This window comes from Variovorax sp. W2I14 (assembly GCF_050435205.1).
Lineage (GTDB): Bacteria > Pseudomonadota > Gammaproteobacteria > Burkholderiales > Burkholderiaceae_C > Variovorax > Variovorax paradoxus_C.
In genome coordinates this window covers 1,118,512-1,131,181 of sequence record NZ_JBNDJX010000001.1, presented here as the reverse complement: position 1 = coordinate 1,131,181, position 12,670 = coordinate 1,118,512, and the positions used below count along the sequence as shown (strand labels likewise).

Below are 12,670 nucleotides of genomic sequence, written 5' to 3'. Positions count from 1 at the left end.
AATCGGCGAATTGCCGACCTGCTCAGATATTGCGCAGGATTGGCTTATTTGGCGCTGAGATTTTTCTGCCTCGCGACCGGACCGGAGGCGGTAAATCGGGCGGCAATGCGTCGATTTCTTCGTCGGTGAGCTCTCTTTCGAGCTCCTCTGCCACAGCGACAGGCACCGGCTGCGGCCGGTGGACGCTCGTTGCTTCATGCGCATCTGCAGGAGTCGGGGGTGGCACAGGTGCAGATTTTTTTCCCGGCTCATGACCCGATGGCTGCCCCGCGTTCGGCTTCGGAGGCGTGGTGGGCCTGGGAGTAGTAACAGGCTCAAGCAGCAGCGCGCGCCATTCGGCTTGCCTCTGATCTTCCTGTTCCGCCTGCCAGCGCTTCTGTTCGCGCAGCAGCTCCCTGTGGCGCTCCGTGTGCTGCCGCCCCAGAAGCTCCAATTCGATCCGAGCTGCCTTCTGGACCCATTGCGGCACGCACAGCAAGGCCTGCTGCAAGTCCCTCTGGACTTTCTCGCTGGCGAGTTCGAAGGCCCGCCGCTGTGCCTTCAACTGCGCGCGAGCCGTCTGCGAAAAGACCCAGGCGCCCAAACCCGCGCCGAGCGCTCCCAGGACGATGCAAGCCAACAGAAAGCAGATCTGCATCTCAAGCCTCATCAAACACGTTCCCCCTCTGAATCCCATTTCTGCAACAGATCGAGCGGAATGGCATTGGCCACCAGCGCGAAACGCTGGCCGACCATGCGCTCGGCCTGCTTGAGCAACACCGCCACCGGGCTGCTGGGTTCGTGGTTTTCGAACCACTGGCGCGCGCTGCGAATCGCCTGAAGCACGTCGTCGCGTGGAACGAGACCGGAAACACTCGGGTGCGGGACGCCTTCGCGAGATGAGACGGGCTCGGCGCGGTGGATCGCGACGATTTCGTCGAATGGTTTCAGGAGATCGATCAGCGCCTGGAGCGAAGGCGCGTCCCCACCCAGTTGGCGTACTGCCCAGTCAGCGATCTGCCGGGTTGCCCGCAGTGCCTGCGACAACAGGTTCACCGGCGCATCGGCATCTCCATTCGCAGCCAGACGCAGTTGGCCGAGTTGCTGGGCGACCGATTCAGGACTTGGCGCGTCGGACAGTCGCGGTACCGACCACGCACGCTCGATTTCGCGCACCGTCAAATGCCTCACGGCATTGGCCGCGACAACGATCTCCCGCACATCGCCCAGCAATCCATCGGGGTCCGCCAGCGCCGCCAGGGCGTTGGCGCGCACGGCCGGATCGGACTCCCCCTCGACGACGAGCTGCGGATGTACCGCATCGGGCCAGCGCTCCAGCACCTCGGACAGCACTGCCAACGACTGCGCAAGCCCCGCGGCCTGCGCCACCCTTGTGCGTGCCCGGCACAGCCAGACGAAGAGGTTGATGTCCCGGGTCCGCAGCAGCAGGCGACGGCAATCACGCTCGATCTCGGCCCAGTTCGGCGCTTCCGGCGTTCCGACGAACTGCCCGTATTGCGCATCGCCGCGCGGTGACATGCGCGAGAGCAGCACGGCGTACTCCGCGTCGTATTCGAGGCTGGGGCCGCAAGGATCGCTGGCGTTCAAGGGCCGGAGCTCGACGGCTGGCACGAGGGGGCTGTCAACGTAGGTCATGGATGGCGGGGAAAAAAGTCAATGAACGGCCTGGGTGGCCTGGGTGGCTTGGGTATCGCTGCGATGGCGCGAGCTGATGTATTGCTCCGGCTCGAACACCATTCCCACGGTGAAGCCGACGACTTGCGCAGCCTGGCCCTTCGAACCGCCGAGCCATGTGGACCACCCGAGCTTTTCCGAATCGTCGAGCTGGGCGGGCGGCGTGCTGTCGTTGCGCAGGCGCAGCTCGACCTCCCAGACAAACTCGTGGCCGATGAAGCCCCGAACCCATTCGACGAGCAACGGGAGATCTCGCCCGTGGGGGGTGAAGCGCAGGTACTGGTCGAGCGTCAATGGACCGATCACCAGCCGGAACTTGTTCTGCCGATCGGCCACGACCTCCCCCGCAATCGCCCCCACTGCCATGACGCTGGACGCGCGGGCCTGGCCCAGCAGGCACTGGTCTTCGTCGTCAATGCGAATCCAATGCAGCACGAACTCCTGGAGCTGCACGGGCACCGCGAAGAAACGAGCCAGCGTGGCAGCCAATCCGTCGGGGTTGCGTGCCTCCCGGGTCAGGTGCGTCGAGGCCGCGAGGCGCGCATGCGTTGGCAATGCCGAGTCGCGGATCTCCAGCGGGTCATGCCCCGTGAGGCGAGCTACGTAGCGACTGAAGGCCTCGTCCTCAGCACGGTCCAGCCCCGCCGCAGCCTGGCTCTGCGCCCATGCGCGGTACATGTGCGTCAGGTAGCGGTGGTGGAAAAGGTCCAGGAAATCCGCCAATGTGCTGTCGTTGTAGTTCTCGACACGGTCGCGGATCAGCTCCGTGTAATGCAACGGAAGTGGTCCGTTGGGACCCAGCAGGCCCAGACCGTACACGCGCACCGTAGGGACGTTCGGGTTGTTTCCCGAGCGTGGCAGCGCCGCTCCCGGAAAGGCTGGTTGCTGCTCGCCCGGCAGCGCCGCGCCGGCGATTTCGCGCGGTGCGAATATCAATGCCGCCGCCTGTCCCAATCGGAAGGACTCCTGTTGTGGCCGGCTGGCAAGCCCTATTGGAGGCTGTGACGAGCAAGCGGCACCGATGCGCCGCAATACAGCGAAGAAACCGAACTTCCACGGCGCGTCGCGCAATCGCACGAACATCTCCTGCAGCGCGGGTCTTGCAGGCAACTCCTTCACAGAACGCTCTCGCGATCGTTGCCGCCATGGCTGGCACCTGCGCCGGCTGATCCGATCCGGATATGGCTGTCCGGCGAGAGGTCGTGGTGCTCGCGCCGCGTCAGGCTGGGCAGCGGGACCTTGGCCTCGCGGGCGAGCTCCGGCGCAAACATGCCCAGTAGCTCCTGCGAGGGCTCCACATCGAGGAGCCCCGATCTCGCGAGCGGTTCGAACGCCTCGATGACCTGGTCGATGCCTTCGCGCGGCAGCAGGATGTCACGCAGCAAGGGATACGTCTCGGCCTGCCTGCTCAACTCTTCCAACGTGGGGGCTGCCTCGGTGCCGAAAGCCACGAAGCCCTCCCAGGGAGTGCGGCCAGCGAGTTGGCCGGGATCCTGGACCACGCGCACGAATTCCTCGTGCAACTCATCCAGCAGGACACTTGCAGGTCCGGCATCGAGCGGTGGCCCGGCGGAAGGCGCGGCCCGCGCTTCGAGTCGCGGTCTTTCGTCAAGCAGTGCAGCCAAGGTGTCTGCGGCAGGGCGAGACCTTGCACCCGAGATGTCGAGCACGCCGAAAGGGTCTGCCAGAGGATCGATTCGCCGGCCGTTGTCACTGCCCTGGCTATTGAGGTCGCGCAGATCGAAGGTTTGTGGCGGTGCCGTCCCAATGGTCCGGTCTTCAGGCACGGCCAACTGGATCGCTTGCGTTTCGAGGGCCCCTGGCATTGGTTCAGGCGCTTGTCGAACTTCTTGCGTCCCCTGCTCCAGCACGAAGCGCAGCAGCCCCAGTTCGAGCGTATCGCCCACCGCGACAGGCACCACCGCGCCTGCCCGAACTCGCTTGCCGTTGCGTGCGCACATCAGCGTGTAGCTGCCATTGCTCAATTGCCATCCCTCCGCTTCCCCGCACCAGGCAATGCGGCACAGATTGGCGACGCCTCCCGTGCCCACGCCGTGGTGCTCGGCACATGGCTGGAGGATGTTGGCCATGCCTGCGCCTGCCGGTGGAATCGACATGGTTTCATTTCGCGCCTCGCCGCCGCTATGGGTGAGGCGAAGAACCAAAGGAGCCACATGGGTGTTCCCCGCGTAAAGACTGCCAGTGTTCACGGCGAGGCGCTCCACAGTCTTTTCAGCTTGTGGGCTGCACCGATGAACCGGCCATTGGCGTCCTGTTGCCAGAACGCGCTCTCGGCACTCGCGCCTTGCAGGCGGTGCGGCCAATCGGCCCAAGGAAGATGGCGGACGCCATGCAATGCGGCCGCGGGATCGTTGCGAGGGGCCGGACCCGTTCGCTGATCGAGCAGGGCTTGCATCCAGCGAACGCGCTGTACGGAGAAGTTCTTTTCCAACTCGCGGCTCTCCGCGCGCAGCGCACGCAACGTGGTCTCCAGGGCATGAATATCGGCAAGCCCGATGCATGCCTGGCGAGCGACGGCGCGCGCAAGCCAGAACTGCCAATCGAGCGGCTGACGAAGTTGCGCCTCGAAATGCCGCATGGCCTGGCGCGGCGACTCCTGCTGATAGATCACCAGGGGATGAGATCGCCCTTCCCTGTCTACGGACAGCGCAATCACGCCAAGCACAAACCGTTGCCGCGCGAACGGCAAGGTGCCGGGCGGCAGCGCAAAAGCCACCGGCACCGACATGACCCTCGCAGTGGCCCCGATGTCCGCATCAAGGCCGTGCGTCGCGAGCCATTGCGTCCACGCCTCCGCTTCACCCTGCCGCACGCCGCTGCATACGAGGTCCGTGTGGCCCCGCAGCCTGCCCCAGATAGCCGGTGGAGGTATGCGCCAGGGAGCAATCAGTCTTGCGAGCATGGAATCAGGACTTCATGCCGCTCGACCCGGGCAGCGGAAGCCCTTGAGCACATCGCTGTTGAGCGGGTTGGGCTGGCTGCCCGAGTTGATGTCGATCAACGCCTTGCGACCGTCGAATGAATATTCGACGCTCAGCCGCCCCGGCGTCGCCGTGTTCACGATGCGGCCCTTTTCAAGCAATCGGAACAACGCCCATGGACCGCTGGCCAGAAGGGTCGAGGTGGGGCCCGAGATGCGCGGATTGGCCGTGATCTCCGCCATTGCACCGCCACGCGGCCCCGGCCAGTGAACGGTAAACGCCTGCACCGGGCCATGGATGTAGCGCTGGCCCTGCCCGTCGATGTCGATGACCAGATCAGTGATGCTGGGCTCCAGTTCGAGCACCCGGAGGTCCATCTTCCAGGCCAGTTTCTTGCCGCCCGCATCGCGGAAGAAAAGGTCGCGTATCTGCTGGGCGCGGTAGAAGGCATCGAGGTTCGGCCCGCTCTGGGCCAGCAGCTTGAGCAGTTCGCCAAGCAATGTCGGCCCCGGGGTCGCGGGGGCCGGCGCCACTCCGCCGGCTACGCCCTCGGCACCGGCAACGGCCTGGGCCACATTCGGGTCCTTGTAGCGCCATGGGCGCGCGCTGGTATCGACGTAGGAAGCCAGGTATTTGTTGAAGAACTCGTCCGCGGCACCGCTCGCGGCGAAGACCAACGTGAAGTCTTCGATCGATGCGTCCTGCGCCACCTCGGCCAGCGGATAGCGCCCTTCCACGCCACGCTTGCATGGTTCGCTGACCTGCATCGCCATCAGGCCCATGATGCGGTCGAGTTGCTGCTGGGCCTGGTTGCGCAGGATGCCGGTGGAACCGAGCGCCACCTTGTCGCCGCCGCTCGTGGCCAACGCGGTCAGCACCTCGCGAAACGGCGCCGGGAGTTTTCCGGCCTCCAGCTTCAACCGCGCACCAACTTCGGAGCCTCCGGGCGGCAGGCTGCCTGCCGTCAGCGCCGTATCGGCCACGACCAGCAGGGTATAGAACTCGTTGACAAGGCCTGAGATGGTTTCGAGCCCCGGCTTGGCGCCGGTGGCTCCAGCGCTTGCAGCACCGATGTCCGGCTGGCCCGTCACCACTTCGCGCAGCGCCGCAAAGCGGTTGTCGACGATTTCCTTTTCGAGTCGCTCCTCCGCACGGATGCCGAGATTCCTGCCGATCGCGCTCGTCTGCTTGCTCAGTTCATCGGAAGCCTTGTCGAGAAACCCCTTTTCCTCCTGGACGCGCACGACCAGTGGACGCGACAGCGTGGTCTCGCGCGCCGCCGCACGCGCCAGCCGCGCCAGGGGCGAGTCGGGCGCGGCGAACTGGCGCAACACGCTCAGGTCGAAACCCAGGCTGGTGCCGGTGGTGTCGCCGCCTCCGACCGTGCGAATCGATTCGAGAAAGGCTTCCCAGTGCTGGGCATATTCGCTCAGGTACTGGCGACGGATGTCGTCGAGGAACGGATCGTTCTGCAATTTGCGGGCAGCGGCATCGAGCACAGCCGAGGCATTGCGCCCCATCACCCATGCGTCGTCGTCAATGGCCTGCCCGACGAATTCCGGCAAGCGCTTGCTGAAGACGTCGTGGTACCCGTCGTAAGTGAAAAGGCCCGGCACCCCTTTCTCGAGAGGCAGGCCGCCGGCACGGGAAAATACGGTGCCTGCTTGCGGCCCGACCGCCCGGACCAATGTGAATTCCTGGGGCGCCTCGCGCAGCATTGCCGCCTTGGCGCGTTCGTAGACGCGTTGCGTCGAGGTGTTGCTGTTCAGGAAGTCCTGCACAGCACGCACGAGCGCCTCGTTGGGCAGCGATGCCGACTGCACCGGACGTTCACCGGAGAAAAGTGCCATGGCATGGCCTGTCATCGAAGCGCGTCCGCCGAAGGCGGCGGCACTGTCGGTGCGCTCCCAGTCCTTGAGAACCCAGTTGCGGACATCCCGGGCACCTCCCTTCATGTACCGGTCCTTGTCGTGCAGGAGCTTGTAGACGCGCAGGGTTTCATAGGCGATCTTGGCATCGCCGTCCTTCATGCTCTGCGTCAGTACGGCCTCCATGCGCTGCAGGATGGTCGGCAGCAAGGTGTGATCCTGCAGTTGGGCATAGGTGTCGGCGGCCACTGCAAGCACTGGCGGCACGCTGTACAGGCCATAGCGAAAGCTGCCCGGCGGGCTGTCGATGTCCAGCTCCGCATAGCCGGGCAACTCGCGTGCGCCGTTCAGTACATCCGGCACGCCAGACGGCTTGAAGCTGCCGAGCAGCGCGCTCACCTGTCCGGCAAGCACATCGGTACGCTGGCTGACGGTGTCCAGGTATCGGCGGTTGTTGCCGAAGCTCACGGCCAGCGCACCGGCCAGCCAGATGAAGATCACGAGCGCCAGGGCGTGTCCCATCAGACGCAACAGCCGGAACCGAAACTCCCAGCGCAGATTGGGCCTCACCAGGTGAGCCTCCGGGATGATGACCTTGGTCAGCAGGTCCTGGAGAAAGAATCCTTGCTGCCCCTGTTCGGGCGACGTGCCCGCGGCCTGCAGATTCGAAGATGGCGACAGGCCGAGGCTGCGCTGCAGTCGCTGGACCAGCGTCTGGTGGTCGGCGGGCACCTCTGCATGGGATTGCGCACCGCTCGTGAAGTACACGCCGCGCAGCGTGTCGTGCAACTGGGTCCTGTCGAAACGCGAGACAAGAAAGATCTGGTCCAGCATCGGCACCAGCGGCACAGCCAATGCGGCCAGTTCCTTGGGCAATGCGAACAGACGCTTGCGACGTTCGACGTCGAACTCCTCATTCAGTCTCGCACGAAGCCCATCGGCCAACCGGTCGTTGAGCAATGCAAGCTCCGCGTCCACCTGCGTGCGGAGGGTGTCCCGGACCTGCACGCCGGCCCGTGTGTTTTTCATGCCGTGGAATGGCAGCGCGAAGCCCCAGGCCTGCATGCGCCCTTCGCCGGTGAGCGATTGAAAGTATTCGCTGAACCCACGCAACAGATCCATCTTCGTGACGACCACGTACACGGGGAAACGAATGCCCAACTCCTGACGCAGATCGGTCAGGCGGTCGTGCACCAGGCTTGCATGCTCGGCGCGCTCCATCTCGGTCATGGTCAACAACTCGGCTGCATCGAGCGTGACGATCACGCCGTTGAGCGGCGCACGCGTGCGGTGCTTGCGGAGCAGGCCGAGGAAAGCGCGCCACTCGATCGGATCGGTCGTGGGATTGCGCTCCTGCGTGGTGTAGCGGCCTGCTGTGTCGATGAACACGGCCTCGTTGGCAAACCACCAGTCGCAATGCATGGTGCCGCCCTCCGACTTGAACACCACGCGCTTCGACGCATTGCCCATCTGGCGGGCCAGGGGAAACTGCAGCCCCGCATTGAGCAACGCCGTGGTTTTCCCCGCACCGGCGCTACCGATGACCATGTACCAGGGCAGTTCGTACAGGTGGCGATTGCCTTCGAACAAGCGACGCAATCCACCGCGACCGCGCAGGCCCTTGAGTTGCGCCAAGGCGCGTTGGACTGCGGCGGTGACCGTCTTGATCTCTTCCTTGGCCGTCTCGTCCTTGCCCGCATCCTTTCCGAAGCTCAGGACCTTTGCTAGCAGGTCCTCGTTGTTGCGCAGGGCCTGCCAGAAGCGATAGAGCCAGTACAACGCATACAGCAGCAGGATCGCGCCAATGATCGCCACACGCACGCCGACCGATGCGAGCGGCTTTGCCGCACCGATGTCCAGCAAAGGCCCCGCCTGCCAAAGCAAGAGGCACAGCGCGGCCACCCCGACGAGGCTGTACGGCCCCGAAACGAGCCAGAGGATGCCAAGCACCAGCAGCAACACGATGAAAGCCACGCGCACGTCGACCGAAGCCAGCGGGCGCAGTCCATCCACGGCAAGCAACGGACCGACGAACCAGATCGCCAATGCCAGCAGCACCATGGCGACGAAGGCCAGCATCTGCCGGGAAAAAAGAAACGCCAGGAACTGTTTGAGGTATTGCATGAGTGACTCCCGTCGCGCCTCTAGCGCGCCGCCGGCGTTGTGGCTGGCGACGTGGGGCTCCCGCCGTCGCCCTGGACGACGACGATGTCGACGCGGCGATTCCTGGCGCGCCCGGCGGCCGTTGCACTGTCGGCCATCGGCATCGTGTCGCCGCGCCCTTCGGTACGGATGCGCGACGCCACCACGCCCTTGCCCAGCAATACGGCGCTCACCGCCTCGGCCCGCTTCTCGCTCAAGACCTGGTTGTTGGGAAACTCGCGGGTCTTGATCGGGCGGTTGTCGGAGTGGCCGGTGATCTGGACAGAGCCCGAGACTTGATTGACCTCGTCCGCCACCTTGCCCAAGACCGGAAGGATCTTTGCGTTCAGGCGCGCCTGGCCGGGGATGAACATGTCGTCGCCTCTGAACGTGACCGCGCTGCGGTGCTCGTCTTCTTCCACGCTCACGGTGCCGCGTGCGATCTCGGGAGCCAGCAGCTCTTTCAGGCGCAGAGGTTTGACCGCCGGCGCTGGCGGTGCGGGTGGCGGACGCATCCGGCCGATGGCGGCGATGCGTTGCTCCACGTCGGCGCTGGTCTGCAACAGCTGGTACTTGTACCAGGCGAAAAGGCCGCACAAGACCAGTGTCAGCAGCGACACCGTCAGCCACACTGGAATGCTGCGCAACAGGCGGAACGTGCCCGCACCCACACCCTTCCAGTGCGGGGAAAGATCGCGCGGGACTTCGCCCCGCGCCGTACCAAGCAGTGTGAAGAGCCGATGGCGAACCGTCTCCAGCTGCCGGCGCCCATTGGTCGCCGTGCCGAAGCGTCCCTCGAAGCCCAGCCCCAGGACCTGGTACATCAGCTCGAGCAGATCGATGTGCTCCTGCGGACTGGCGGCCAGACGCCCGACCAGCAGGAAGAATTTGTCGCCGCCCTTCGTGTCACCGTGGAATTTCGCAGCCAGCTGCTGTCCGGCCCAGATGCCGGCCTCGCCATTCTTGCCGCCGCCCCACTCCGTGCTGTTGGCAGCCTCGTCGAGCGCGGTGCACAGCGAATAGCTTGCCGCCACCGCATGCTCGTGCCTGATCTGCGCGCTACCGCAGAGGGATTGAAAGCTCGCGACCTCGCGCTCCAGCAGTTGATGCAGAATCGTCACGCCCTCGCTACCGAGCGTCGCCGGCATATCGGCGAGTGCGCGCAGCAGCGGTTGCGCCGCCTCGAGCAGAGGATTCCTGGAGGCAGTGACCGCGACCAGACGCACTTGCATCGATGGCTCGGGGGCGAGATGCACACCCTTCTCTGCTGGATCACCCGGCAAGGAATCGTTGGGTGAAGAGTCGGCAGACGGATCGAGCCTCCGCGAGTCGTCGTGGGGCTCTTCCTGGTCGTGCGTGGGATCTTCGACGAAGGGTTTCATTTCTCTCGCACGCCCCAGAGTTCAAGACGCAGACCAGGGAACTCGCCTGCCACGTGCAGCGCCAGTCCACCGTGCTTGACCATGTGCTCCCACAGCGGCCCGCGCGAGTCGATCTGAAAATAGACAAAGCCTGCGTTGAAGGGAATCTGGCGCGGCGGCACCGGCAGCGTTTGCAGCGGAATCCCGGGCAGATGCGAGCGGATGAGTTCGCCAAGCCGATCGCTCGGCCCGACCTTGCATCGCGCCGGAAACTCGCTGGCCAGCTGATCAGGCGGTGTATGGGCCGCCACGGCGAATACGAGGCTCGAGAAGCCCTGCAGCTCCGAGGGCTCGACGCTTGCCACGCGCACGCCGTTGGCGCGATTGGCAAGGGGAATGCTCTGCGCGCTGCGAACCAGCACATCGTTGAGCAAGGCCTGCACATCGGCGATCAGTCCTCTGAAAGACAGGCACGGATCGATGTGCCGGTAGGCCGGGTGCTCGGTGGGGCGACGCGTGCTCGCGCGCACGAACGTCGCAAGCTCCCCGCTGAGAGAGCACAAAGCGGTGTACAGCACCTCCGGCGAGGTTTCCCGCACGCGCAGCCAGTGCTCGAACAAGGGCTCGTAGCGATTGAGTATCTGCAGCAACAGGAAATCAGACACCTCGGCCGATTCGCTCGACTTGCCGTCATTGCCGCTGAGCCGCGCCGCAAGCGTTTGCGCGCGAAGACGGCACAGGCCGTGCAGGTTCGTCACCCAGTCCGCCAGCAGCGGGCTCGCGCCGTAGCCAGCGACTGGCGGGATCAGATACGGGTCGGTGGCGATGCTCCCATCGGAGCGCAGCACCGTCACCTTGGCGAGCGGAAGACCGATCCAGGCATCCGTCAGCTCCCTTTGCGGAAGCAGGCGCAAGCGAAGCCGCGAAAGCTGCACCGTCTTCGGGCCTTGTCCGATGGAATTCGCGTCGCGCAACTCGGTGTCGAAAACCGAGAAGCGTGCGAGCGACGCCGCAGCAGCCATCGCGTCGTCGAAAGTCGTTTCCTCGCCATTGGGCGTGCGAATGGGCACGGCCAGATGGATGACCTGCTCCAGATGCTCCGGCTGGATGGTGAGCGGCGCGGGCGGCAGCGTCTGGCCGGGGGCGTCGAAGGGGGTGCCGTCCGAAAAAATGCCCGCGGCACTGGCGAGCACGAGCTTGCCAAGGGACAGGGACTCCGCATCGATGCTGTAGTGATTGAAGCCCCAGTAGAACGGGCTGAGCGAGGCCGTGCGCTTGTGGGCGAGGTGCTCGAGATAGCGCTCCTGCTGCTGGAACAGCTGCGGGCGCAGGAAGAGTCCTTCGCTCCAGGCGACTTTGTTGTACCAACTCATGGGATCGATCGTTGTGCGTTCAAGTCGCAGACCTATTTGAGGGGGGTGAGCTGGATGCCCTTGGCTTGAAGGCCGATCTGCAACTTGAGCTTGTTCGCCGGCAGGACCGAGCGATACCAGGCGACTTCCGGTGCGGGATCGATCTTTTGCACCGCTCGCCAATCGGCTTGCGCGAGATCGCGGTAGCCGGCGACGACACCGATGGCCGCAAGGTCGGGGTGCGACTCGCGGCGGATGGTCTTGACATCGCCGGGCCGCAGGATGAATTCGTCTCGAACGAGCAGCTCGCTGCCGATCAGGGCCTTGTCATTGCCGGAGAGCGAAAAGTAGTCGGCGGCTTCGAAGACGCCTTCCGACTTGAGTTCGTAGATGCGCACCAGGATGGGCGCCGCCCTGCCCTTGTCGTCGGGATTGACGCCGGCCTCCGCCGTGATCGTGATGTCGAGCTTTGTCTGCTCTCTCGGGTAAGAGAACTGGGCATGCGAGGGCCGTGTCGTCCCCAGCGCGAACGCCAGAACGAGCAACGAGAGCACCGCGGGAAGCCATTGCCGTGAGGCGGTTCGCCGGGGACAAGGCACATTGAATGACATGCTGAAAAGGACGTGATGCGATCCGGAGACGGGAATGGCCATATGCAGCGCAACGCACCTTCGTGCGCCGCGCCGCTTGAGGCCGTGAGGCTCTGAGCTGACTCAGGCCCTGCCGTCGTTGTCAGGACTCCTTGTTGCCCTTGATGTCGTAGCCGGCCGTGACCGCGCCACCGCTGCCGCCTTGGGCGTTCTGCACCGAGTACTCCTGCTTGATCTTCGAGAAGGACAGGCGCACACGTTCCCTGATGCGCAACTCATCGGAGTTCGAACCGAAAGGCTGGACGGCCGTGATGATCACGTCGGAGAACGTGAGCTTGAGGTACTCGAGCGGATTGCCGCCGGCCTTGCGAACGGTGAGCTTCGCCTCCTGGACGTGCTTGCCTGTGAGGCAATACTTCATCAGGTTGGGACTCGATCGATCGACGTAGTGCTCGAACTCCAGGTCCTCGACCGTGGCCTTGCCGGCGCCGCCGCCCGAGCCCGCATGCATGGTGGATTCCTGGAAGGCCTTCCAGTTGAAGGCCAGGACCTCGATCTCGTTCTTGTGGTCGGAATCCTGGGACTCGCCCTCGATCCCGTTGATCTTCAGAAAAATGTCTTGCGTCATAAAAAACTCCCTGAACTTTGTTTTTTCAATATCTGACTGATGCGCTCCAGCGCCCTTTGCGCTTCGAGCGACTTCGCGGGTGGCGTCTTCGCGCCACTTCATCGAACGACTCG

10 protein-coding genes are annotated in these 12,670 nt (G+C 64.6%); all 10 read right to left on the bottom strand.

Annotation, left to right across the window (positions count from 1 at the left end; translation table 11 throughout):
- Positions 1–22: 22 nt before the first annotated feature.
- The 10 genes from QF040_RS05330 to QF040_RS05285 all read right to left on the bottom strand — a co-directional run bounded on the left by QF040_RS05330 (position 23) and on the right by QF040_RS05285 (position 12,557).
- Positions 23–637, bottom strand: a complete 615-nt coding sequence (locus QF040_RS05330; RefSeq protein ID WP_429610126.1) for a hypothetical protein — start codon at positions 635–637, stop codon at positions 23–25.
- 11 nt (positions 638–648) lie between these two features.
- Positions 649–1,635, bottom strand: a complete 987-nt coding sequence (locus QF040_RS05325) for an ImpA family type VI secretion system protein (RefSeq protein WP_429610125.1) — start codon at positions 1,633–1,635, stop codon at positions 649–651.
- An 18-nt stretch (positions 1,636–1,653) separates the two neighbouring features.
- Positions 1,654–2,757 (bottom strand): type VI secretion system baseplate subunit TssG, encoded by a 1,104-nt coding sequence (gene tssG, locus QF040_RS05320; protein WP_429614617.1) that lies wholly within the window; start codon positions 2,755–2,757, stop codon positions 1,654–1,656.
- Between the two features lie 32 nt (positions 2,758–2,789).
- Complete coding sequence (locus QF040_RS05315) at positions 2,790–3,764, bottom strand: TagK domain-containing protein (protein ID WP_429610124.1); 975 nt, start codon at positions 3,762–3,764, stop codon at positions 2,790–2,792.
- A 116-nt stretch (positions 3,765–3,880) separates the two neighbouring features.
- Positions 3,881–4,597 carry a TagF domain-containing protein gene (locus tag QF040_RS05310; protein ID WP_429610123.1) on the bottom strand — a complete coding sequence of 239 codons (717 nt, stop codon included), beginning with the start codon at positions 4,595–4,597 and terminating at the stop codon, positions 3,881–3,883.
- A 12-nt stretch (positions 4,598–4,609) separates the two neighbouring features.
- Entirely contained in the window at positions 4,610–8,608 is a 3,999-nt protein-coding gene (gene tssM / locus QF040_RS05305; RefSeq protein ID WP_429610122.1) for a type VI secretion system membrane subunit TssM, read from the bottom strand.
- A gap of 20 nt (positions 8,609–8,628) precedes the next feature.
- Positions 8,629–10,008 carry a type VI secretion system protein TssL, long form gene (gene tssL, locus QF040_RS05300; protein WP_429610121.1) on the bottom strand — a complete coding sequence of 460 codons (1,380 nt, stop codon included), beginning with the start codon at positions 10,006–10,008 and terminating at the stop codon, positions 8,629–8,631.
- Complete coding sequence (tssK, locus tag QF040_RS05295) at positions 10,005–11,360, bottom strand: type VI secretion system baseplate subunit TssK (protein ID WP_307512713.1); 1,356 nt, start codon at positions 11,358–11,360, stop codon at positions 10,005–10,007. The genes tssL and tssK overlap by 4 nt, the downstream gene beginning before the upstream one ends.
- Positions 11,361–11,392: 32 nt before the next feature.
- On the bottom strand, positions 11,393–11,992 hold the full coding sequence (gene tssJ / locus QF040_RS05290) for a type VI secretion system lipoprotein TssJ (RefSeq protein ID WP_429610120.1): 600 nt from the start codon (positions 11,990–11,992) through the stop codon (positions 11,393–11,395).
- Between the two features lie 79 nt (positions 11,993–12,071).
- Complete coding sequence (locus QF040_RS05285) at positions 12,072–12,557, bottom strand: Hcp family type VI secretion system effector (protein WP_013541687.1); 486 nt, start codon at positions 12,555–12,557, stop codon at positions 12,072–12,074.
- Positions 12,558–12,670: the final 113 nt, after the last annotated feature.

Coding starts and splice junctions, on each gene's coding strand:
- QF040_RS05330 (WP_429610126.1), bottom strand. CDS start 637: ATGCAGATCTGCTTTCTGTTGGCTTGCATCGTCCTGGGAGCGCTCGGC.
- QF040_RS05325 (WP_429610125.1), bottom strand. CDS start 1,635: ATGACCTACGTTGACAGCCCCCTCGTGCCAGCCGTCGAGCTCCGGCCC.
- tssG (WP_429614617.1), bottom strand. CDS start 2,757: ATGTTCGTGCGATTGCGCGACGCGCCGTGGAAGTTCGGTTTCTTCGCT.
- QF040_RS05315 (WP_429610124.1), bottom strand. CDS start 3,764: ATGGCCAACATCCTCCAGCCATGTGCCGAGCACCACGGCGTGGGCACG.
- QF040_RS05310 (WP_429610123.1), bottom strand. CDS start 4,597: ATGCTCGCAAGACTGATTGCTCCCTGGCGCATACCTCCACCGGCTATC.
- tssM (WP_429610122.1), bottom strand. CDS start 8,608: ATGCAATACCTCAAACAGTTCCTGGCGTTTCTTTTTTCCCGGCAGATG.
- tssL (WP_429610121.1), bottom strand. CDS start 10,008: ATGAAACCCTTCGTCGAAGATCCCACGCACGACCAGGAAGAGCCCCAC.
- tssK (WP_307512713.1), bottom strand. CDS start 11,360: ATGAGTTGGTACAACAAAGTCGCCTGGAGCGAAGGACTCTTCCTGCGC.
- tssJ (WP_429610120.1), bottom strand. CDS start 11,992: ATGGCCATTCCCGTCTCCGGATCGCATCACGTCCTTTTCAGCATGTCA.
- QF040_RS05285 (WP_013541687.1), bottom strand. CDS start 12,557: ATGACGCAAGACATTTTTCTGAAGATCAACGGGATCGAGGGCGAGTCC.